Origin of the sequence: Maricaulis sp. D1M11 (assembly GCF_047308265.1) — a bacterium.
Lineage (GTDB): Bacteria > Pseudomonadota > Alphaproteobacteria > Caulobacterales > Maricaulaceae > Maricaulis.
In genome coordinates this window covers 371,872-394,096 of the sequence record NZ_JBKQWY010000003.1, presented here as the reverse complement: position 1 = coordinate 394,096, position 22,225 = coordinate 371,872, and the positions used below count along the sequence as shown (strand labels likewise).

Annotated in this window: 15 protein-coding genes and 1 pseudogene; 8 read left to right on the top strand and 8 right to left on the bottom strand. The window is 61.6% G+C overall.

What is annotated here, in order from left to right:
• Positions 1-89 precede the first annotated feature (89 nt).
• Both RMQ97_RS08180 and RMQ97_RS08175 read left to right on the top strand, forming a co-directional pair.
• Positions 90-713, top strand: a complete 624-nt coding sequence (locus tag RMQ97_RS08180; protein ID WP_413660368.1) for a hypothetical protein — start codon at positions 90-92, stop codon at positions 711-713.
• A complete protein-coding gene (locus RMQ97_RS08175) occupies positions 710-1,972 on the top strand; it encodes an O-antigen ligase family protein (protein WP_413660367.1) in 1,263 nt (420 codons plus the stop codon). Before RMQ97_RS08180 ends, RMQ97_RS08175 begins: the two co-directional genes overlap by 4 nt.
• On the opposite strand, the gene RMQ97_RS08170 is transcribed toward RMQ97_RS08175, so the two are convergent.
• Genes RMQ97_RS08170 through RMQ97_RS08155 form a run of 4 tightly spaced genes read right to left on the bottom strand, consistent with a single transcriptional unit; the run spans position 1,944 to position 6,106 of the window.
• A complete protein-coding gene (locus tag RMQ97_RS08170; protein ID WP_413660366.1) occupies positions 1,944-2,882 on the bottom strand; it encodes a glycosyltransferase family 2 protein in 939 nt (312 codons plus the stop codon). The genes RMQ97_RS08175 and RMQ97_RS08170 overlap by 29 nt on opposite strands.
• Positions 2,876-3,646 (bottom strand): polysaccharide deacetylase family protein, encoded by a 771-nt coding sequence (locus RMQ97_RS08165; protein WP_413660365.1) that lies wholly within the window; start codon positions 3,644-3,646, stop codon positions 2,876-2,878. The genes RMQ97_RS08170 and RMQ97_RS08165 overlap by 7 nt, the downstream gene beginning before the upstream one ends.
• 2 nt (positions 3,647-3,648) lie before the next feature.
• Positions 3,649-4,644, bottom strand: a complete 996-nt coding sequence (locus RMQ97_RS08160) for a glycosyltransferase family 2 protein (protein ID WP_413660364.1) — start codon at positions 4,642-4,644, stop codon at positions 3,649-3,651.
• Complete coding sequence (locus RMQ97_RS08155) at positions 4,631-6,106, bottom strand: lipopolysaccharide biosynthesis protein (protein ID WP_413660363.1); 1,476 nt, start codon at positions 6,104-6,106, stop codon at positions 4,631-4,633. The genes RMQ97_RS08160 and RMQ97_RS08155 overlap by 14 nt, the downstream gene beginning before the upstream one ends.
• A 136-nt stretch (positions 6,107-6,242) precedes the next feature.
• Between RMQ97_RS08155 and RMQ97_RS08150 the strand changes: the two genes are divergently transcribed.
• A complete protein-coding gene (locus RMQ97_RS08150; RefSeq protein ID WP_413660362.1) occupies positions 6,243-7,292 on the top strand; it encodes a GNAT family N-acetyltransferase in 1,050 nt (349 codons plus the stop codon).
• A complete protein-coding gene (locus RMQ97_RS08145; RefSeq protein WP_413660361.1) occupies positions 7,282-8,499 on the top strand; it encodes a glycoside hydrolase family 5 protein in 1,218 nt (405 codons plus the stop codon). The genes RMQ97_RS08150 and RMQ97_RS08145 overlap by 11 nt, the downstream gene beginning before the upstream one ends.
• Here the strand turns inward: RMQ97_RS08145 and RMQ97_RS08140 are convergent.
• Positions 8,496-10,034 carry an exopolysaccharide biosynthesis polyprenyl glycosylphosphotransferase gene (locus RMQ97_RS08140; protein WP_413660360.1) on the bottom strand — a complete coding sequence of 513 codons (1,539 nt, stop codon included), beginning with the start codon at positions 10,032-10,034 and terminating at the stop codon, positions 8,496-8,498. The genes RMQ97_RS08145 and RMQ97_RS08140 overlap by 4 nt on opposite strands.
• Positions 10,035-10,238: 204 nt before the next feature.
• Between RMQ97_RS08140 and RMQ97_RS08135 the strand changes: the two genes are divergently transcribed.
• Positions 10,239-10,682 (top strand): hypothetical protein, encoded by a 444-nt coding sequence (locus RMQ97_RS08135; RefSeq protein WP_413660359.1) that lies wholly within the window; start codon positions 10,239-10,241, stop codon positions 10,680-10,682.
• A 464-nt stretch (positions 10,683-11,146) separates the two neighbouring features.
• Here the strand turns inward: RMQ97_RS08135 and RMQ97_RS08130 are convergent, their stop codons facing one another.
• From RMQ97_RS08130 to RMQ97_RS08120, 3 genes and pseudogenes are all read right to left on the bottom strand, one after another.
• The gene (locus RMQ97_RS08130) at positions 11,147-13,366 is read right to left on the bottom strand and encodes a TonB-dependent receptor (protein ID WP_413660358.1); all 2,220 of its coding nucleotides are present in this window, start codon (positions 13,364-13,366) and stop codon (positions 11,147-11,149) included.
• A 371-nt stretch (positions 13,367-13,737) separates the two neighbouring features.
• Positions 13,738-14,289: pseudogene (locus tag RMQ97_RS08125) on the bottom strand (glutathione S-transferase); the annotation flags it as partial.
• A 20-nt stretch (positions 14,290-14,309) separates the two neighbouring features.
• Positions 14,310-15,227, bottom strand: coding sequence for a rhodanese-related sulfurtransferase (locus RMQ97_RS08120; protein ID WP_413660357.1), 918 nt, complete (start codon positions 15,225-15,227; stop codon positions 14,310-14,312).
• A gap of 117 nt (positions 15,228-15,344) precedes the next feature.
• Between RMQ97_RS08120 and RMQ97_RS08115 the strand changes: the two genes are divergently transcribed.
• The 3 genes from RMQ97_RS08115 to RMQ97_RS08105 all read left to right on the top strand — a co-directional run bounded on the left by RMQ97_RS08115 (position 15,345) and on the right by RMQ97_RS08105 (position 22,120).
• Complete coding sequence (locus RMQ97_RS08115) at positions 15,345-16,175, top strand: DUF3108 domain-containing protein (RefSeq protein WP_413660356.1); 831 nt, start codon at positions 15,345-15,347, stop codon at positions 16,173-16,175.
• 123 nt (positions 16,176-16,298) lie between these two features.
• A complete protein-coding gene (locus RMQ97_RS08110; protein ID WP_413660355.1) occupies positions 16,299-18,044 on the top strand; it encodes an autotransporter assembly complex protein TamA in 1,746 nt (581 codons plus the stop codon).
• Between the two features lie 83 nt (positions 18,045-18,127).
• Positions 18,128-22,120, top strand: coding sequence for a translocation/assembly module TamB domain-containing protein (locus RMQ97_RS08105; protein ID WP_413660354.1), 3,993 nt, complete (start codon positions 18,128-18,130; stop codon positions 22,118-22,120).
• Positions 22,121-22,225 lie beyond the last annotated feature (105 nt).

Below are 22,225 nucleotides of genomic sequence, written 5' to 3'. Positions count from 1 at the left end.
TCTCTGTAAGCCCGGCGTTAACCCTGACCTTGCAGGGTGAGGGTGAATGATTCTGTCCGTGTTTGATCGGGCGAGCCGGACCTGTCGTGATGAACCTCACCGCTGAACTGACCACGCTGATTGAGCAGCTTGAACCGATTGCCCGGCCGGGCGGGACCGGTCGTGTCCTCATGCTCATGGGCAGCGGAAAAACGGTCGGTACGTCCACAATCGCGCGAGAACTGGCTCGTCTTGCGGCAGCGCGCAGTGCGCGCGGTGTCTGGCTCTATGACCTGGCCTTTGGCACGAATGAACAAAGACGCGCGACCCGGGCGGATGGTCCGGTCTTTGACGCCGGATTTGGTGCGCCGGCCTTCTGGGCGACCGGTCATCCCGACGAGGCTCGTCTTGTCGCCCGCCAGTCTGCTGTGCCGCGCCTGTTTGTCAGTGAATTCCAGTCCCGTCAGCCGGTTCGGGGTGTGTCGCTGCGACCGGCACCGGATTACTGGCGTCATGTTCGCACAGCCGTCGATCTAGCTATCATCGATGTGCCGGGGGATACGACGGCGGCTTTGGCCCTGGTCGGCGATATGGATGGCGTGTTTTTGGTGGCGGATGAGCAGTCCCAGGCTGCGGACCGGCTGGTCGCCCGACGCAAGGCCATTGAAACCCGGGGCGGTCTGGTGTCCGGCATTGTCTACAACCGCATCGGGCGGGCGCGGAGCGTGGCGTGAGCCGGGCCCCGATCGCGCATCCCCCGCTGATTTCCGCCTGGGCGCAGGCTCCGTCCATACCCGGCTGGCGCGCGCTGGAAAGTGCGCTGTGTGTCCTGTTTCTGTTTCTCTATTCCCAGGCATTAATCGGCCCGTTGTTCGCGGATCCGGCTGATCCGGAGAGTTCCGCAATCCTCCGGCTCATCTGGTTACCGGTCTATGCGGCGACCCTTGCGCTCATGCTCTTGCGGCCGGGGGGGGTGGCACGCGCCGTGTTTGGCAATCCGCTGCTGATGGGGCTTTTGGCGCTCACTCTCATCTCCGTGCTGTGGTCGGTGGAGAGCGGCACCACTATCCGGCGATCCTTTGCGCTCATCATGACGTCCTGCCTGGGTGTGTGGATGGCGGTCCGCTGGAGCTGGTCGGAAATCGTGGTCCGTATCGCGTCTGCCTTTGGCTTTATTGCTGTTCTCTCCTTGGTCTTCGCGTTGGTCGTACCTTCAATCGGTGTCGATTATGTCGTGCATGATGGGGCCTGGCGGGGCGTGTTCTGGGAGAAGAATACGCTCGGTGCCATGATGGCCTGGGGCAGTATCGCCTGCCTGGCTGCACTGGCTTGTGATCCGCGTCACCGTATGGTGTGGGGCGCTCTGGCCGCTTTGTGTGTGGGCCTGGTTCTGCTCTCGACCTCCAAGACCGCGCTCTTGTCATTGATGCTGGGCGGTGGCGGGCTGATGGGAATTGTGCTCAGCCGACGCGGTTTCGGTTTTGCCGCCCTGATGTTGTTCGGCTTGTTGACTGGAGCAAGCTTCCTGGCGCTTGTCCTGTTGATCGCGCCTGTGGAATTGATCGAAGCACTGGGTCGCGACGCGACCCTCACCGGCCGCACGGATATCTGGGTTGTGCTGATCGACCAGGTCATGGCCCGTCCGTGGACCGGCTATGGCTATCAGGCCTATTGGGCGGATGAGCAAGGTCCGATGCACTGGGTGCGTCTGGCGACATCCTGGGATGTGCCGACCGCTCATAATGGCTGGTTGGAAGTCTCTCTAGCCATAGGCCTGCCAGGCGCTGTGGTGATGGCCGTGCTCTTGCTCAATGCACTGCGGCGCGCCCTGTCGCGTCTTTACCGCGGACTTGAAACCTATTGGGCCCTGCCATTCCTGGCCATGATGGCGCTGATCTCGATCTCGGAATCTAATCTTCTAGTTCAGAATGATCTGGGTTGGGTTTTGTTTGTGATGACTGCGATCAAGCTGGGTGATCGGCGGGCGTGTTGATCGCCGCATTGCCGTAAAGACGCGGTTCGAACTGGTCCCACCAGAAAATCTTACCCGCACCCTGTGCCGTACGATCCAGCCATTCAGCGGTTTTGGATAGTCCGAATACCCAGCCCACCACAGTCAGCGGGCCAAACACCATCATCTGAGCGAGACCGATGAGCATCCAGCGGGCCACGCCCAGGCGCTGCACGGGCCGGGACCGGGCACAGGCCTGGCTGGGACCTTGGCCAAAGGAGAAACTGCGGGTCATCAGATAACGCCAGCGGATCCGAGATGGGGGCACACATTCATAGGCCAGGGCAGCGGCCGACCACCCGAAACGCGCACCGGCCCGTTCCAGCTGGTCGAAGAAATCATCATCCTCGCCCCCGGTCTCGTTGAGAGCGGGATTGAAGGGGGCTTTGGCGATCGGGAGCGTGCCGCGATCGATCAGGGAATTGCCGCAGCCAAAGGGCTTGTCGAGCCGTGCATCGCGTTGTGGGCCAATTCTGGAATAGAGACGTTCTGCCAGGGCGCGTTGATGGCGGGGCAGTTCGCCTTGCACAACCGCACTCAAAGGGCCGAACACCACGTCAACATCCAGGCTTTCCCGCGTGTCCAGAAGGGCGGACAGCCAGTGGGGACGTGCGATTTCATCGTCGTCGAGAAATGCAATCATGCGGCCCCGCGCCCGCGCAAGTCCTGCATTGCGGGCATTGGCGACCCCGGCTTCGGGTTCGTGGTGATAAATCAGCGGCACCGGAGAGGTTTCGGTCAGGCGGGCAATCACGGTCTGTGCCGATGCCTGCGGACAGTTATCGACCACGACCACTTCCCCCGGCAGCCGGGTCTGGGCCATGACGCTTTTCACCGCCAGTTCCACGCCTTCCGGCCGGCGAAAGGTCGGTATGATCACGCTTGTCAGCATTCCTGTCCCTCCAGAGCCCGGAGCGCACCACGCATCGGCAGAACGCGCGCGCCACTGGCTTCAACCGCCGCGCACACAGCCTCGAACTGAGCCGGTGTGCATCCCCATTCGGTCGGTTGCTCCTGAATGTCATGAGCATAGAAAATCAGCCAGCCTGGATGATTGCTCAAGGTTTCCGTTGCCTCAATGGCGCGACGGATTCCGGTCTCGCCCCCGTCGAGCGGGACCGAGCGCAAGAGGTTGAGGTCGGTGCCGGCCCGATTAATCTCCGCGCGGACACCGCGCAGGCTTGCAAAACGGCCTTGCAGAGCGGTCTTGATGGCCGGGCTGGCCTCGCCATAGGGAAAAGCGAAGTTTTCCAGCGGCTGATCCAGCCCCATAGCGGTCAAGGCGCGGGCATTGCGTTCGACATCCGCGATAACCTCCTCCAGGGAGGCGCGGGCGCAATCGACATGACCATAGGTATGACAGCCGATTTCATGTCCCTGCGTCTGCAGGCGTTGCAGGTCGCCCATATCGAACATGGCGCCGTGATGGGTCTCGCCGCCTGCATACCGTGCGGAGGCATAATAGGTTCCGCGCCAACCCCGGCGTTCCAGGGTTTGTGCTCCCACACGCGCGGCGGTCTTGGGGAAATCGTCAAAGGTAAAGGTGACGATTGCATGGTCGGTTTGAGCATTGATCGGGCGGCGACCGAAAAAGCGCGCGGATTGGCGATTGAGGCGTGTCAGCAAACCACCGGAGGGAATATAGGGCATTGTCATGATCAAGCCTCTCCTGTCGGGGTGCGCAGGGCTTCAGCGGCCCAGCTGGCCCGCCAGAGTTTCAGGCTGAGTGCGCGTAGACGCAAGGGCAGGCGTTCGGCGCGGGTCATGACCGACCAGATCGTCCGCCAGAACGGAGCCAGGGGCAGGCGTCCGACCAGCCGGGCGGCCTTGTAGCTGGGCAGGCTGACCAGTTCGGGGTGCAGCTCCAGCAGACGGGCATAATTGATGGCGCCGTCGCGGAATTTGGCGAGCAGAGTGTCTGCACCTTGCAGACCCTGGTGGCGGGCCGGATTATCCAGATGAATGAGCGTGTGGGTTTTGGCGGCGCGCACCGCCCATTCCACATCTTCCCAGCCCCAGCCGGTGAAGCCTTCATCGAAACCGCACAGAGCCATCACCCGGGTGCGAACCAGAAGATTGCTGGAACAGAACGCTGTTGCACCCGTGCGTTGACGGTCAAAGGCGGGGGCTTCGTCAGCGCCCTGGGTCAGGGCTGCATGAAGGGCCAAGCTGTGATCATCGGGCGTTTCGGTTTCAAACCCGCCAAAGGCAGCGTCAAACCCGCCGATCTCAATAGCGTCGAGATAGTGATCCAAAAAATCGTCGTGCGGTAATTCCATGTCCGCATCGAGGAAGAGTGTCCAGTCTCCCCGGGCAAAGGCGGCGAGCGTATTGCGCCCGGCGGCGCGGCCCAGATTGTGAGAGGCGGTGAGCAGCATCGCCGGGGCGGTCAGGGCCAGAAGAGTGCGCGCTGTTTGTTCGTTGAGATCGGCATCGGGTGCGCCATCATCCAGCAGCAGGATTTGGATGGATTTGCGGTGGCCGATGACCCGGTTGAGCGTGGAGACCAGACGTGTGGCATCGTCCCGATAGAAGGGGATGGCGATGGTCAGTTGCGGGCGCGCCATCAGGCGATGAGCGGCATTTTCCAGCATGTGCACACGTGTTCCGTCTTCGCGGATCGTGCGGAAATCAGTCTGGTCAAGCGCAGCCATCGGGCGTCTCCTCCGGTGAGCGGCCAGGGCGATCCGACCGCCACTGTCCCAGCCAGGATCGGCAACCGGCGATGTCGAACACCAGCGCAGCGGCGCCATAGACAACCAGTCCCGTTCCTGCTTGCAAGAAAAGCAGGATCCATGCCGTGCCTAAGGCCGGAATCGCCAGGACCGCCGCGCCCATCAGCACGGTTGCGGCGGCGGATTTGATCCATTCTGACCAAGGCAGGGGCAGGGCAAAGAAATTGCGACCCAGAACGGCACACACGACCAGGGCGACGCCATAGGCGATCACGGTGGCCAGGGCTGCACCGACAAGCCCCATCAGCGGTATGAGAACCAGGTTGAGCCCCAGATTGAACACCGCGGCGGCGGCCATGGTGCCGGCCATCAGCCCGGTCCGGCGTTTCAATGTAAAGGCCTCGTGGAAGTAATAGGTCATCATGCCGTTCATCAGGCCGGACAGGGCAATCAGCGGCATGATCAGCGTAGCCCCTTCACGGACACTTTCACCCACCATCACGGTTGTCAGCGCGGGGGCAACCAGTGCGAGCCCGGCGGCTGCGGGGAAGGCGATCAATCCCATCAAGGCAGCCGCCTGACCCGCAACAGTCTTCGCAGCCTGTTCGCCGCGGGTTTCCAGCGCCTTGATGGTGAGCGGCCAGACGGCGGCACCGAACCAGATGAAGATGATATCGATCATGCGGTCGGCCAGACCGTATCCGGCGGCATACATGCCGACCGCCGAGGGGCCCATCAGCGCTGCGAGCAGGAAGCGGTCGCCAATGGACAGGAGGTGTTCAAAGACCAGGGAGACCGAGACCGGCAGGCCGTATTTCAGATAGGCCTGACCGCGCACACTCTGGCGTTTACCTGATCGGGCCCGGCGCCACATCACCGGCAGATCAAAGACCAGCATGATGGCACCGGCGAGGGCTGTGCCGGCGAAAATACCCGCTGCGCCCAAGGGTGTGCCCAGCAGCAGTCCGACCCCAATCATGAAGCCGAGCAGTTGATAGCTGGCCTGCAGGGCTGAATAGCGTGGAATATCCGCGCCGGCCCGGTGAGTCTCCAAACCGATCTGCAACAAGGCGCGGAGGAGCAGCGAGGCTAGGGCGAACACTCCGGCCGTCTGCAGACGGGGATCGAGGCCAGGGATCAGCAAGAGCCCCGTGCCGCAAACTAGGGCAAACAGGGCCAGCAGACCGTATATTCCGTAGGCGGTCGCGAGATGGTCCGACAGTCGTCCGCGTCGTTCGGCACGCGCATGGAAGCGCGCAAGCGCTGCGTCCAGCCAGGTAAACACCAGCATGTGAACAAGCGAGAGACACGCCATCACAAGGGCGTAGAACCCGTACTCGTCTGCTCCCAGCAGGCGGGTAAACACGGCGACACTGCCAAAACCGACAAGGGCCTGGGTTAATTGTACGGGCAGATAGCCCAAAAGATGTCGTCCAAGCATGAAACGCTCCGCTCGCCTCTCGGGAGAGAGACGCAAGAAGAATGCCGTCTGTCGGGGGAAGACTGTCATTCGCTGATGTTCACGGGCGGTTTACGGCTTGGGGGGAGAGTGACGGCAACGTGCAGGAGTACTCCGCATGGATGTGTCCATCGAACGACCAAGTGCCCTCAGCGCTGCGCACCGCCAAGCCTGGCAGGCGTTTCAGCGTGAAAATATCCAGCTGGCCAGCCCGTATTTCACCCTGGAATTCGCGGATCTGTGTGAACGGGTCCGGCCGGATACGCAGGTCTGTGTTGTGACGACGCGCGGTCAGGTTCAGGGCTTTTTACCGTTTCATGCCGGGCGGACCGGAATTGCCCGCCCTCTGGCAGGCCCGCTGGGTGATGTGCACGGTCTGATCGAGGCGGAAGCGGGATGCCTTGACGCGGGCCACATTATTCGTGAGGCCGGGCTGGGTGTGTTCGAATATCACTCGGCCCTGGCCTCACAGTGCGGGTTTTCAGGGGCGGCGGAACTGCGCGACGGGTCCTGGCAGATCGAGCTGTCACAGGGGTTCGCGGCCTGGCAGGACAATCGCAGGAGCCTGTTTCCCAAAGCTATGCGCAATCTGCGCGCGCGCCGACGGCGGCTTGAAGCGCTCGATGCGGGCTATGAGTTTGTTATGGATGACCGGCGTCCGGCGGTCTTCGAAGCGATGCTGGCATGGAAGCGCCAGCAATATCGCGAAACCGGGGTATTCGACGTCTTTTCTGTGGGCTGGTCCCACGCCCTGATGCGCCAGGTTTTCGAAACCCGTACGGACGCGCTCACCGGTTTGTCGTCCGCCCTGTATATCGGGGGGCGCCTGGCAGCGGTCCATATTGGCATGGCCAGTGATCGCTTGTGCCATTATTGGTTCCCGGCCTATGATCGCAACCTCTCCCATCTCAGCCCCGGCCTGTTATTGCTGGAAGAGATGATCCGGGCGGCAGCATCCATGGGGCATTCGGGCGTGGAATTGGGGCCGGGCGATTATCAGTTCAAACGCGAATTGGCGACGGTCCAGACCGGTCTCGTCGGCGGAGCGCTTCTGGGCGAGGGACCCGTCGCAGGATTGCGCCGCACCCTGCGTCCACTCTCTGGTCCGGGGCTGAGACGGCGCGGCTGGCGAAAAATGGACCGACTGGCGGGCTATCATGGTCTTTAGGCCGAACGATCTGACGCGTCGTACGGCGCTTGCCAGTGCCATGGCGATGGTTGCGGGCGCTATGACGGGATGCCAGCCTGCGCCGCAATCGCGCCTCGATCTCTGGGACAACCGCACCGGACCGCATCTGCGCGGTGTGGTCATACCGCAAAGACGTGTCTATCCGCATCTCGATGGCCCTGATTTCCTCGGCAGCGGGGCCGTCGGAGTCCCGGTAACAGATGAGGCCCTGGCGCGACTGGCCGACCGCGGCGCCAATCTGGTTATTCTCTCTCATCCCGGGATCTATCGCGAGGATCCCCCATATGAACCGGATCTCGCGATCGAGGATGCGCTCAACGACATCATCCGCCGGTGTGAGCTGGCCGGGCTGTTTGTGGTGATCGGCTATCGCACCGGACCGGGGCGCAGCGAATTCACCTTCCACCGTGATGGATCGCAAACCTGGTTTCCACCCGACATGATCAATGATCGCGTGTGGAGCTCTTTTGAGGCGCAGGACGGATGGGCGGCGATGTGGCGTCGTACGGCGCTTCGGTTCAAGGACCGGCGTAATCTGGCGGGATATCTTGTCATGGTCGAGCCCAATGCCAATCAGGCCGGGCTGGATGCGTCGGGCGAGGCCCTCAATGAGTGGGATGCTCTGCGTCTGGCGGAACGGGTCGAGGGATTGCCGGCGGACTGGCCCGCGCTCGCACGCCGTCTGGCCGCAAACATTCGCGAGGTCGATGTTGAAACGCCCATTCTTCTGTGTCCGGACGGGTACGGGTTTGCCGGCTTTGCATCCCTTCTGGACCTGCATGCTGCGCCTGGGCTGGTCCTGAACCTGCATGATTATGCACCGCGCGCTTATACGCATCAGGATCGCTCGCGAAGCGTCGAGTTTGTGCGCGGCAGCGGGAGGTTTGTGCCACCACAAGCAGAGCGCTGGTGCCTGGGTGAAATGGGCGTGGCACGCTGGGCCCCTTCAGCTGCGCGCTATCTGCATGAACGCATCACGTCTTTAGAACAGCAGGGCGCGAACTGGGGCCTTTTCCGCGGCGATACGGGCTGGCGGGTCTATGAGGCGCGGGAGAACATGTTCAACACGCTCTATGGCGCACACCCGGATGCCGTGGATCCGCAACCGGGAAATCGGATCGATCAGCTCATAGACAGGGGGTGGCGCCGAAACCAGGTCTGGCCGGGCGCCATTCGGGCTGTCTAGCGGATATTCGCCTTGTCGCCGAGCAGGGCCGGCAGCGTGCGGGCGATGATGGACAGATCCAGCCAGAAATTGGACCGCGTGATGTAATCCACATCCAGTCGAATACGTTCGCGTGCAGCTTCCGGGGAGTGGAGGGGGCCGCGAGAACCGTGGATTTGCGCCCAACCGGTCAGGCCGGGTTTAACGCGGTGACGATGGGCGTAATCCGCGACGATCTGGGCGGTTTCCGTGCCGCCTGTACGCATGCCCGGCGCATGGGGGCGCGGACCAACGAGGGACATGTCACCGCGCAGGACATTCCACAATTGCGGCAATTCATCCAGCGAGCTCAGGCGCAGGACGCGGCCGACACGTGTGACCCGGGGGTCATTTTTCTCCACTTGCCGGATCGGCCCCGTTGTTGCGGTCTCGCTCGCGGACTGACGCATGGTGCGGAATTTAAGCACGGTAATCGTGCGTCCGTTGAAGCCTTCGCGTTCCTGACGGAACAGGGCCGGGCCCTGACTATCCAGGCGAACCAGAAGGGCAATCAGTGCCATAATCGGTAGGGCCGCGACAAACATCACGCCGCCGAGGACCAGGTCCTGTGCGCGTTTGGCAAAATGCCAACCCGTGGAGAATTCCTGCCCGCTCATCTTGGCAATCCGGCCGCCGGCGATTTCATCCAGGGAGGTGTCGTCCGGATTGAAACCATCCAGATCGAGCAGCAGACAGACCGGCTGGGGCAGGGGTTTGAGCTTGTCCAGCAGGATCCGGACCCGGTCTTCCGCCTTCTGGCTGACCGTGACAACAATCCGGTCCACCTCGGGCAGGAGGGACCAGGTCAGAAGATCATCCGTATCACCCAGATAGGGGGCCCCGGCCAGCTGGGCCGGGCTGCGGGCGCGTCGATCATCGAACACACCCACCACATTGATGACCGCGTTTGACTGGTTGGACAGGATCAGCTTGCGCGCATTAGGCGTGGCGCCAACCACCACCACATTGCGTGCAAGGCGACCGGCCCGTCCCCAGTGATGGATGAAACCGGCATAGATCATGTGCAGCAATGTCAGAGCCAGGACATTGACCGCGATGGCCGAAGCCAGAACGGAGGCCACTTCCGGTGCCATAAAGCGCGCGAGGAGTGCGGCGGCGGCACCGCTCAGTCCCACAGCGATGAAAGCGCGCAACACCCGATAGGCCGGGTTTTCGGACGGTTCGATGCGATAGATCCCGCCCAGGGCCAGGCCGAGTGGGGTAAGGATTGAGAAAAGTAGTAGCGGCAAGGCGAAGTTCACGGGCAGGCTGGATCCGACCAGACCATTGAGCGTCGCCAGCCCGGCGAAGGCGAACAGGAGTGCGGCCACAAGATCGATCGCCTGGAAGGCTTGACCCGCTGCGCGCCGATGGATCCGGTTCTGGGGCGCACGGGCCTGGGCGCGCAGATGCGCGCGGGCCAGACCGGCTGCATCCGCGATGACCGGGCGGGCTTCGTCTCCGAAATCATTGGCCGGGCCAGTCTTGACCGCTTTGCCGGCGCGCAGTGCGTCCATCACCCATCCTCCACAATTTGGGTCAGCGTGACGGCTATGAGAAAATTTTCCGTTGAAGGATGTAGTTAAAAAAGGCTTTCACGAACTTGATTCGAAATTTCGCGAACTGGCTTGCAGCGACCGGTGGTAAGGCGTATCCTCCTCACTGTTACCGAGTGTGTTGTTGAGTATCTGGTCCACCGCAAAAGCGACGGAGACTGATCCATGCACCCGCTGAACCCTCGTTTGGGACGCACCGAAATCCTGCTGATTGATCGCGAGGCCCGCCATGGTCTGGCTTTGCGCCGCGCCTTGCGCACCGCGTCACAAACAGGATTGCGTTTCCTGCAGATCGACAATTTTTCGGCCGGTCTTCGCCGCGTGTCTCTTCACGCGCCGGATCTGATCTTGATGTGTGACGAGGTCGAAAAAGGCCTGCCCTTTGCGGAGGCGGCCTGGCTGGTCCGTGATCAGGGGTTCGAAGGTTCGATTTTGCTGGTCAATACCCGCGATCTCGAGGATGTGGAGGACGCGTTCCGGCCCAATCCCTTCCTGCCGGGCAATCAGCCGCCATTGATCCAGTTGATTCTGTCCTCCTTGCCCGACCGGGAAGACGTGCCGCCCGCATCGACCGGCCCGCAAGAGCGTGACTGGCTCGCGGCCACTTGATCAGCGCCTGTCGGCAGACAGGACGTTCGGGGCGTGGGCGTCGACCGCCGCGCGCAAGAGAGACAGCACCCGATCACGCCGAGGATTGTGCATGAATCTACCTGTCTTGGCAAAGCCCCACATGTATTGGCAAAGACCAAAGTGAATTGAGAACGGTACGGGTCTGTGACACGGGTAATAATAGAGAGAGTGGTTGGCCGCTGACATTCCGTTCTCAGCTGGGGCGATGAAAGGTCCATCAGCGGCCAGGTGAGGATGAACACTGGCCCAAAGGGGGGGAGGGCCGTGTATCCTCATGTTGGACAACTGGCTTGTCCAACGTTGCAATCACTAACAAGAATACGGATATTCTTCAATGCAATACCCGGTAGTTTGGCATAAAATATTTCCCGTTTAGCGCGAAAAGAGGCCAGCTCCGAAGAACTGGCCTCTGATTGTCTTGCGGGAATCAGTGGTTATGCAAATCAGCGAAGGTCCGTCCGCAGTGACAGACCCCACACGCGCGGTTCGTTGACAAAACCAGTGTTGTTGTTGAAGTCGATGCCGCCAACAAGGTTTTCTTCATCCGTGATGTTGCGGATAAAGCCGGCCAGCTCGTAATTGCGGCCCGTATCGGTCACGCCGGCATAGCCCACGCGAATGCCGCCTTCGAAATTACCGGAGTGATTGAATTCCTCAGATTCGTAGAGGAAGAGATTGGTATCGCCTTGCCAGAACCAGTCGGTGTAGACAAACCACTCACCACCCTTGTCATCCGGCATGGCGTAGCGCGCCGTAACGGAGAAGATCAGATCCGGGGCCTGCGGGAAGGGATTGCCATCCACTTCCACAAAACCATCGCCGTCCACATCCGGGTCCAGCGGCGTGCACTGTCCGGAACCACACGGTGCGACTTCCAGAGCGTCATCTTGAAGCTCTGTCTCGTTCCAGGATGCACCCATCGTGACAAACAGATTGTCGGACAACCAGGCCTCGGCATCGAGTTCCACACCATAGCCCACGCCCTTGTCGGCATTGACCAGCTGTACCAGATTGCCTGATCCGCCAATGGCTGACAGCTGAAGGTCAGACACTTCGTAATAAAAGACGGCACCATTTACGCGTGCGCGACCATTCCAGGGTTCGGACTTGAAACCGGCCTCGTAAGAGATGCTGGTTTCGCTGTCCGCCACGGACGGGGCCCCAAAGAAGGCGATATCGCGTCCCTGGATGGACGGGCCACGGAAACCGCGGGCCACACGGCCATAAACCGATGCGCCACTCTCCAGATCGTAGAAGGCCGAAAGATCCCAGCTGATCTGTTCATCAGATACATTGACTGGATTGTGCGGGACAACGGAGACCAGGGTGGTCAGGTCTTTTTCATCCGAGGTGAACCGCACGCCACCGGCGATCTGAAGACGATCCGTCGCCTGATGTTCGGCCTGGGCGAACAGAGACCACAGCGTGTTCTCGTGACGCACCGTAGTAGACGGCGGGAAACCGCCATTGGGTCCCACGGTCGTAATGTCAAACGAGCTGTCGAAGAAATAGCCGCCGATTTGCCATTCCGTGGCCCCACCCGAGTTGGAGGCAAGTCGGATTTCCTGGGTGAACTGGTCGAGTTCGTCGATACCGTCCTGGGTTTCCGACGGGAACGGAATGAAACCCGGACCGCTGAGATTGCCGCCATCGATGTCACCGAGTGAGAAACCGGATGTGGTTTCATACCCTGTGATGGACGTGACCGTGAAAGCGTCCTGATACCAGTTCACAGTCAGGCCTGCACCGTGTGATTCATACTCTTGCGGGTTATTGAACGCGCTGTCGAAATAGACTGTTTCGCGGTCATAATTCCCGTTTAGCTGATTGCTTCCGGTGTCCAGGATGTTGGCGCGGAAGACGGCCGACGTCCCCTCCAGATCGCGCGTATGCAGGTTCAACAGGGCGTCGAACTGATCATTGGGCGTGTAGAACAATTGCAAACGAGCGGCATTTTCATTGAATCCGCCGAGCGCATCATCCTGGCCGGAGAAGGCGTTGTCGATCCAGTCGCCCCGGTTTTGCGACAGTATCGAGAGACGGGCGCTGAGAAGGTCTTCGACGAGGGCTCCACCATAGGCCGCCTCGACATTGACCGTATCCAGATTTCCGATGGTGACGCTGGCATAACCACCGCGTTCTTCGCTGGGGCGCACCGTGTCGATGCTGATGATGCCAGCCGTTGTGTTGCGACCGAAGAGCGTGCCCTGGGGGCCGCGCGATACCTCGACCTGGGCCACGTCAAACAGCGGGAAGCTTTTCAGGATCACGTTTTCCTGGACGACACCGTCCATGATGACAGAGACCGGCTGAGAGGCTGCGAGGTCGAAATCGGTATTGCCCAGACCACGGATGTAGAAGCGGGGCGCAACTCGACCGTTCGAGCTTTCAGCATAGAGGCTGGGCACACGTCCGGCGAGCTGGAGAATATCACCACCGGCTTCCAGATAAGGCGCGAAATCTTCACCGCTGCCGGCGGTGACGGAGTTGGGAACATCCTGGATGTTCTCTTCGCGACGCGTCGTGGTGACAGTGATCACGTCAACGGTCTGGGAAATAGCGGTGTCCTGGGCGTGGGCCGACGTGGCGGTCGCGGCGCTCAGGGCCAGAAGACTGACGCTGGCGCAGGCCAGCAGGCGGGAGGAGAGGCGGGTTTGCTTCACGGGTTATCCCCCAATGGCAAGCAAGTGGGTCAAAATGCATGGGAGCGCCGACGACCAAAGGATCAGCGTTCACGGGCTATATCCTCGTGTGAAAGCTCCGTGACAACCAGAACCTTTCGCAAAATAGTCATAAATGTCGCGGTGTGACAAAAACGTCGCAAAACTGCAGGCTATGGGTGCAATTTGTCCCGGAAGAGTCTCTTGCCCGCCGCATTTTGAAAGAGTCTACGCGTGCCGGGACCCTTGCCTCGTCAGAGTCCACATCAGGCGGGGCGCGATGATTCGCCCGTCCCGTCCGCATCGACCCAGACCGGACGCTTGGCCATGATGGCGCGGAACAGCTCGCTGTTCAGATACTGCGCCAGCCAGGTCTGAAGCGCAGGCAGGGGCAAGCCATTGAACCAGTCAATATCCGTATGCGCGAATTGGCGAACAAACGGGAAAATCGCAATATCAGCCAGGCTGGTCCGGTCTCCGAACAGATGTCCAGCCTCTCGGATCCGGCTGTCTAGACGTACCAGAAAACCCAGGCCACGGTCCCGGTACTGCAGCGGGTCCACGTCCTCATATCGGTTGGGGTATTTGTACCGGTCGAGATCGGCTTTGAAACTCCCGTCATTGTCCGCGATCAGGCCGGCCATCGCATCGCTGCGCCCGGTCTGCGGGCGAAGCCATTTTTCCCGGTCAGAGCGTTCCAGGGCCCAGTGCATGATGTCCAGGCTTTCCTCGATGACCTCACCATTGTGCAGAACCAGAACCGGCACAGTCCCTTTCGGCGAGGCGCGCAACATGGAGGCCGGTTTGTCGGCGAGCTTGACCTCCCTGTGCTCACACTCCACGCCCGATTGGTACAGGGCCATCCGCGCCCGCATGGCATAGGGGCAGCGCCGGAATGTGTAGAGGATGGGAGAGGCTATACGCATCGGGTGATCCGGCCTGAGGGTTACGGGGTCTGGCGGCCCACATGGCGCTCGCCGCGAGTGAGCGCAAGGCTTTCCTGCTTGTGACGTTCGCGATAACGCGCCCGCTCTGCGTCTGATCGGGTGTGGATGCAATGCGGACAGGCCTCACCGGCGATGAAGTCGGGACTTTTGAGATCTTCAGGACCCAGCGGTGCCCGGCAGGCAAAACAGGAGGTGAAATCCCCCGGTTCCAGGCCGTGTTTCACTGATACCCGGCGATCGAAGACAAAACAGTCTCCGCGCCACAGGCTTTCGTCCTGCGGAATGCTTTCCAGATATTTTAAGATGCCGCCCTTGAGATGATACACCTCGTCTTCTCCCAGATCGCGGATCCAGGATGTGGCCTTCTCACAGCGGATACCGCCGGTGCAATACATGGCCAGCCGCGTATTGGGCCGGTCTGAACGGAATTTGCGGAACCAGTCGGGGAATTCGCGGAACGATACGGTTTGCGGATTGATCGCCCCTTCGAACTGACCGATCTGGACCTCGTAATCATTGCGGGTGTCGATCGTGACGACATCGGGCTGCTGGATGAGGTCGTTCCAGTCTTCCGGCTCGACATAAATGCCCACGGCGCCCGAGGGGTCCACGCCGTCCACGCCCATCGTGACGATCTCCTTTTTCAATCGCACTTTCAGGCGCAGGAAAGGCTGGCTGTCGGCCCAGCTTTCCTTGTGTTCCAAATCCGCCATGCCGGGCAGGTCCCGCAAGGCGGCGAGCAGGGTGCGCACTCCCGCTTCAGGTCCGGCGACGGTGCCGTTGATGCCTTCATCCGCCAGCAAAATAGTGCCGCAAATGGCATTGTCCTGGCAGATCTTCATGAGGCGCGATTGCAAGTCGGATCCTGCATCGGTCCGGGCAAACTTGTAGAGGGCGGCGATAAGAAAACGGGGCATGTCGAAATGTTCTGTCACAAAGCGGGGATTATTATACTAAAATCCTAGCCCTGACTTGACCCCCTGACAGCAGGGCGCTGTAAACCGGTCATGGGTTTAGGGGAGTGGAGAGAAAACGTGTTGAGTTATTTCGTGAAATACAGCCGTGCGGTCCTTGTCAGCCTGGGCGTGTTCAGTGTGTCGGTCTGCGGGGCAGCACAGGCCAGCAGTGATGAGGAGACGCCGCCAGCCGGATTGAGCGTTTCCGCGCGCTATGCGGCCTCTGTGCTCGTGTTTCCGGTCGGACGGGTTGATCTCAATGCCCGGATCGAGAACAGCCAATACACAGCCGACACCTTTGTAGAGGCTGCCGGACTGGCCGCCTTGTTCACGGATTTTGATATTTCGGCGGAAGTGGAGGGGCGCGTTCGCCCTCGGGGTGTCCATCCCACCCGTTATGCGCATCGTGAACGTACAGGGCATAAGGTGCGCAATGTGGAAGTGACTTTCCCGGGGCGTGTGGCGACGTCTGCTGTCACCCCGCCGTTCGGATCCTGGGGCGTGCCGCCTGCCTCTGACGATGACCGCCGCCATGCCATGGATCCCATGAGTGCAGTGTTTATCCTCTCCGACGTTCTGGCCACGGGGGAGACCGGGTGTGAGGGAGAATTGCCTGTCTTCGATGGCAAGCAGCGCTATGATCTGCGTCTCGTCGATCGCGGGATGGACCAGGTGCGGACCCGAGCCTGGCGCGGTGAAGCCCGCGTGTGTGAAGTCTATTACAGTCCCGTATCAGGTTATGACCCCGAAGATCTGCCCAGTGAAGAGGAGATCCGCCATCCTTTGACAATCTGGCTGGCACCGTTTGCGGATCACAATGTCCATGTCCCGGTCCGCGCACACACCCGTGCCGGTTTTGGCGGTGTGACGATCGAGGCGGTTTCCCTTGATGTGGGTGCACTGGAGTAAAACTCGAAACACGGGCTGACCTGTTCAAATCCTTGACTTGTCTTTAAGCAGAGTGTGACGCGCTGGCTGTCGTTTCTATCACGACAGGGCGAGCAGACTTGGCTGAGGGGTAGGGCGACAGTGTTGGGGCGAGTAGGAAGCTGGACAGGTCTTGTAGGCCTCTCGCTGCTGGTGTCAGCACAGGTCTGGTCTCAGCCGCTGGCCGAGATCCGTGGTGTCGAAGATCCGGACATGCTGGCATCGCTTCAGGCCGTCATCGGCGAGAGCGAGCCGGATCGCGACGGGCAGGGTTTGGCTCTGCAACGTGCGCGCATGGCGTCCGAGCGCGCCGGTCGCTGGCTTAGGGCTGAGGGCTATTATGCCGCCCGGGTTGAGGCCCGTGTGGAGCGGGGTGCGACAGTGGTCGTCGCGATCGAGCCCGGTCCCCGATTCTCTGTCCAGGAGATCGCCGTTGATATCGTGTCCGAAGACCCGGGTGTCGAGGTCGAGCGCGCGCGCACGCATGTGCTCCAGACCCTGCCCTTGGAACCGGGGGAGCCGCTTGTTGCCGCACAAGTGATCGATGCTGAAACGATGGGGCGGATAGCCTTGCAAAACGGGGGGTGGCCAGACGCACAAACGGGTGAGAGATCCGTCACGGTTGACCATGCGGTTATGGGAGCGCAGATCCTTTACCGTTACGAGACCGGACCCTTTTCCCGCTATGGCGAGATCGAGTTGGTCAGCGCCGGTTGGGACAAGGCCTTTATCGCGCGATTATCTCCGCTGGAGACCGGCGCCGAGGCCAGTGCCGCCCAGCTCCAGGGATATCGCAACCGACTGGCCGCCTTGCCGGGGGTCAGTTCTGCCCAGGTCGAGCTGGGATCGATTGGTGATGACGGACATCGTCCTGTTCGTGTCGCGTTGGAACCAGGGCTGCGCCATACGATTGATGTCGCATTGGACGCCTCAACCAGTGACGGCGCCGGTGCCCAGACCAACTGGACACGCCGCAATCTGTTCGGCCGGGAAGAGGCGCTCACGCTGGGGCTTCAGGTCGCGACCTTGACACAGTCGGCCGAGGCCCGGATCAGCCTGCCGCACTGGCGTCGATACGACCAGACGCTGGCACTGACAACACGCGTGAAGACTGAAGATACGGACGCGTTTGAACAAACCGAACTCTCCGCACAGGGCGAACTGACGTGGCGACGGGATGAACACCTACAATTGGGCGTATCCGCCCAGGGCGATATCTCCCGTATCACCGATGCCAATGGTCCGCGGGATACCTATACGCTCCTGTTCGGACTGGGGGCGGGTTATGACCGGCGCTCCGACCCGCTGGATCCGCGCGACGGGGTCCGCGGCATGGTGACGCTTCGCCCGGCCATGACCTTTGGCGATACGGATGCGCGTTACTTCAAGCTGGAATCCGAGGGCAGCTATTATCGATCACTTGGCGAAGATCTGACCGGGGCGGTGCGCGTGCGTGCAGGGTCCATATTCGGGGCCGAAGCTGCGGATTTGCCGGCCGATTTGCGCTTTTACGCAGGCGGTGGTGGATCGGTGCGCGGTTATGCTTATCAGACACTGAGCCCCCCTGGAGCCGATGGGGACCCGTTCGGGGGGCTATCCGTGTTTGAAACCAGTCTCGAAATGCGCTGGCGGTCGCCACGGTCTCCCTGGGGGGCTGTTGCTTTCATCGATGCGGGAGCGGCGTCGGACAACGCCCAGCTCAATCCGGAGGATGTGCGCACCGCGATCGGCGCCGGCATCCGCTATGATTTGGGTTTTGCTCCGCTCAGGCTGGACGTGGCCGTTCCCCTCGAGCGACTGGAAAGTGAGGACCCGTTCCAGGTTTATCTCAGTCTCGGACAAGCGTTTTAATGGCGAGTGTGCTCAAACGATGGCGCGGTCCATTGGTCTGGGCCGCGATAGCGGCTGGCGGAGCGCTAGGAACGTGTCTGGTCATGGCGGCTTTGCTTCTGGCAACGCTCGACGGCGCGCCGGGACGCTGGCTGGTTCACAGCGTGATCGATGGGTATGAGATCGACGGTCTGGGCCGAGTTTCAATCGAAGGACTGGAGGGCGCGGTCACACGCGATGTGCGGATCAGACGCCTCTCTCTTGCCGATGCGGACGGTGAGTGGATCGTCGTCGAAAACCTGCATCTGTCCTGGAAGGGCTGGGCCTTGCGTGATCGCATTCTCGATGTTTCGGCTTTGAGCGCCGAGCATGTCGCACTGACCCGTCTGCCAGAAGGGAATGGCTCGGGGAGCCCCTCGACAGGCGAGTTTCCGCTCGACCAACTCCATGTACGCTCACTGACAGTGAACGAGTTGGCCTGGCAAAACATGCCCCAGATCGAGGCCGGCCGTATCCGATTGAGTGGACATCTCTCTCACAGTCGCGGCGGTGACTGGCTGTCGGATATCGAGATCACTGAGCTGGGACGCGGGGCGGATCAATTGACGGCCGGACTCCGGCTCGGCGCACAGGGCGTGATCGAAGGCCAGGTCGAAGCGCTCGGAGAGCGTGGCGGTGTCCTGGCCAGCCTGACCCAGCTGGATGCAGACCGGATAGTGCTGGACGGCGTGATTTCAGGCGATTTTGAAGGCGGTGAAGGCGAGATCCGGCTGGTGGCCGATGGCATGTCCACGGCGCGCGGTGCGCTCGATTGGGATGAGCGGCGCTGGCGTTTCAATGGGCGCGCGGACCTCACCGTGTGGCCCGGGCATTTGTCCAGCCTGTTTCCCGAACCGCGAATGCGGGCCGGGGGGCTTGTCGAGGATTACAGCCTGCGTTGGCTCGATCTGGACGCTGACCGGGTTTCACTACGCCTGCGTCAGGCCGTGTCCGGCTGGATCTATGATTTCCGGGCCGAACCAGACTGGCTCGCGGATGTGCTGCCTGCCGGTGTCAGCGCAGGAGAATTACGGGCGACCGGGCAGCTTGCCAGCCTGCGTGCCCGGGAATTGCGCGGACGTGTCCGGTTAAATGCGCTTGCACATGAGCGCGTCCGGCTGGAACGGGTCGCTGGACAGTTCGATCTCGTCTGGCGGGACACGCTCCGCCTGAATGCTAATCTTTCAGGGCAGGGCATGGACTGGTCCGATACGCGTTTGCAAGACCTCACGGGCGCCGCGCCGCAACTGGGCTTGTCGATCAGTCGGGCCATGGATACTCCCGACGTGCGTGTTGAGCGTCTGAGTGTGCGCCTGCCGAGCCTGGAGGCGCAAGCGACCGGCACCTATGATCTTGATCTGGGAAGCCTTGCGGGCGCCGCCGAAATCACGGTTGATGATCTCTCGCACCTTCCGGAACTGAGCGCTGCCGGGCTCACAGGGTCAGCGGTGCTGCGTCTGGAAACCGCCGGCACGGATCAGGTTGATCTCGAACTCTCGCTCGTTGCACTGGAACTGGAAACCCTGCCCCAGCTGGGCGCGCGCGACATCCAGGTCTCTGCGCGTGCCCATGGATCTGCCGACGTCTGGCAGGTGGAGAGCGTGCATGTGCGTGGCGAGGGGCTCGACATTCAGGGGCAGGTGTCTTCCGGTGCTGCGAGCGCAGTCGAGGTTCGAGGCGAGATGGCGCTGGATCTGGCGCAGGGTTTTGACGTCGCGGGACTGAGCGCCACGGAGTTTGTCGCGAACATCCAGCCGGACGGACGGATCGCGCTGCAGGCTGTCTCCGAGATCAATGATCTGGCGGCGTTCGACCAGAAAGCGGCGCGCAGCCGGATTGGCCTGGATCTTTCCGGGCAAGGCTCGCTCTGGCAGGGACGCTGGCAGGTCGAAACCGCGCTGGCGGGGTATGACGCCTATCCGCTAGCCGGTTTCGGTACGCTGAGTCTCGCGCCGCAAGGCCACCAGGTCGAAATCGAACAGTTTGATCTGGGCCCGGACATCCAGGCGCGCGGTGTCGTTATCTCGTCTGCGGACGATGTTGCAGTGACGCTCGATTGGGAGGCCGTTGAGGGGTGGCAGGCCCGCACACATCTGTCACGCCCCCAAGCTTCAGACGATCTGGACGCGGTGCGGGTGGACGCCCGCCTCATTTGGCCGGATCTGTTGGCCGGACCCGCGTCTTTTACCCAGGCGCAGATCGAGCTTGCCGGCCTGTTATCGGGCGCCAGCTTGTCGGGACAGCTCACGGGCACATTGGGCGCGCAAACCCTGTCTCTCGACCTCGACGGTATGGCGGCTCTGCATGACGGCGAGCTGGAGGCTCAATGGCGTGTCGACGGTCAGATTGGCGAGCATTCCGTCGTGTCTCCGCAGTCCTGGTCCATGCATGCTGGGGCAGCCGGGGCGCAGCTGGAGGCCGCACTGGATATCGCAGACAGTGCCCTAAGCCTGGTCCTGGCCCACAGCGAGGCGCCGAGCCTGTCGATGTCAGCGCGTGCGATCTCGGCGGAGCTGGCGGCAGACCTGACGGGATGGCCGCTTGAGGGGGGCGTGTTCAATGGTCAGGCGGATTTGGGCTTTATCGACGGGCGCTGGCAGGGCGAGGCGCGCTGGACCGGAGAAAACCTGTCTGCGGATCGTCGATTGTCTTTGCCGGACGTGGATCTCTCCCTGTCACTTGCTGTTGCGGACGAGATCCAGGGGGCGGCTCGGCTTGGCAGCGAAGATCTGGTGGCGTCTGTCGACCTTCTTCATCCCGGTCCGGTCCATCGTCTTGACCAGATCTGGGACCCAGACCTGTCCTGGCGCGGCCGTGCCGTGCTGGACGGGCAGATCGCCTCGCTCACAGCTCTCTTCCTGCCGGGTACGGTTCAACTCGCGGGTGAGTTGGACGGGCAGATGCAGTTCGAGGGCAGCCAGTCAGATCCGGACATTCAGGGCGGTCTGACCGTGTCGGAGGGATTTTTTGACATCCGTTCCAGCGGATTGCATGTCGAGGACCTGACCACGCACCTGGAGCTGGAGGGAAGCCGACTGCGCCTTGTGTCTTTTTCCGGTCATGACGGTCAGGGTGGAACGATGGACCTCAATGGCGAGATCGATCTGGCCGGAGGGCATGTTGCCGGTCAGCTGGACGCCGTGTTGAGCGGGTTTCACGCCGTGGAGCAAGACGATGTCAGTGCGCAGACCAGCGGCACGGCACAGATGGCGTGGTCTGAGGACGGGGTGAGTGTCACTGGCGATATCAATATCGATTCCATGCGTGTGCGTCCGCCAGAAGCGCGCGGTCCTGTGATCGTTCAGCTCGATGTGGTGGAGCTCAACCGGCCGGAGGATCTGCAGCCGGCATTGTCGCTTGCCGTACCTGTTGCGCTGGACCTCAAAATCACCGGAACGGACAGTATCGTGTTTGCGATGCTGGGGCTGAACTCCTACTGGTCGGCCGATCTCCATCTGGGCGGCCGTCTGGCCGACCCAGACCTGACGGGTTGGGCGACGTTGGATGATGGTGCGCTCATTCTGTTTTCACGCCGTTTCGTGTTGCAAAATGGCAGTGTGGGTCTCAACGGAGAGCTCGACCAGGCCACGCTGAACATTCATGCCCGTCACGAGCGCAACGGGTTTGCGGCGGACATCTGGATCGGGGGCACGGTGGAACAGCCCACCTTCTCACTCTCCAGCGAGCCGAGCATGCCGGAAGACGAAATTCTGGCCTATCTCCTGTTCGACCGTTCGGCGACGGACCTGTCGCCTGTAGAGGCGGCCCAGCTGGCCGCTCAGCTCTCCGGGGTCAGCCTGTTTGATGTGACCAGCCGGCTACGGCAGATGGCGGGCTTTGAAAGGTTGGATGTCTCTGCGGGTGCGGACGGGGCTATCCAGGTGACAACGGGACATCGGCTGACAGAGGATGTCTATGTCGAACTGGAGGCCCAGAGCGCCAGCCAGCTAGCGACCGCCCGGGTCGAGTGGTCGCTGACCCCGGACCTGTCGATACTCTCGCGGTTGTCCAATGACACCAATGCCTCGATTGGTGTGCGGTGGCGGCGCGACTACTAGGTCTTGTGCCGTCCTAGCAGCCTGCCAGGGAAGGTCTGAAAAAATAGCGGTTTGCCCCGGAAAATCTGTCATTCATCCTGCCCATAGTCCGGCGCGCCTGCTAGG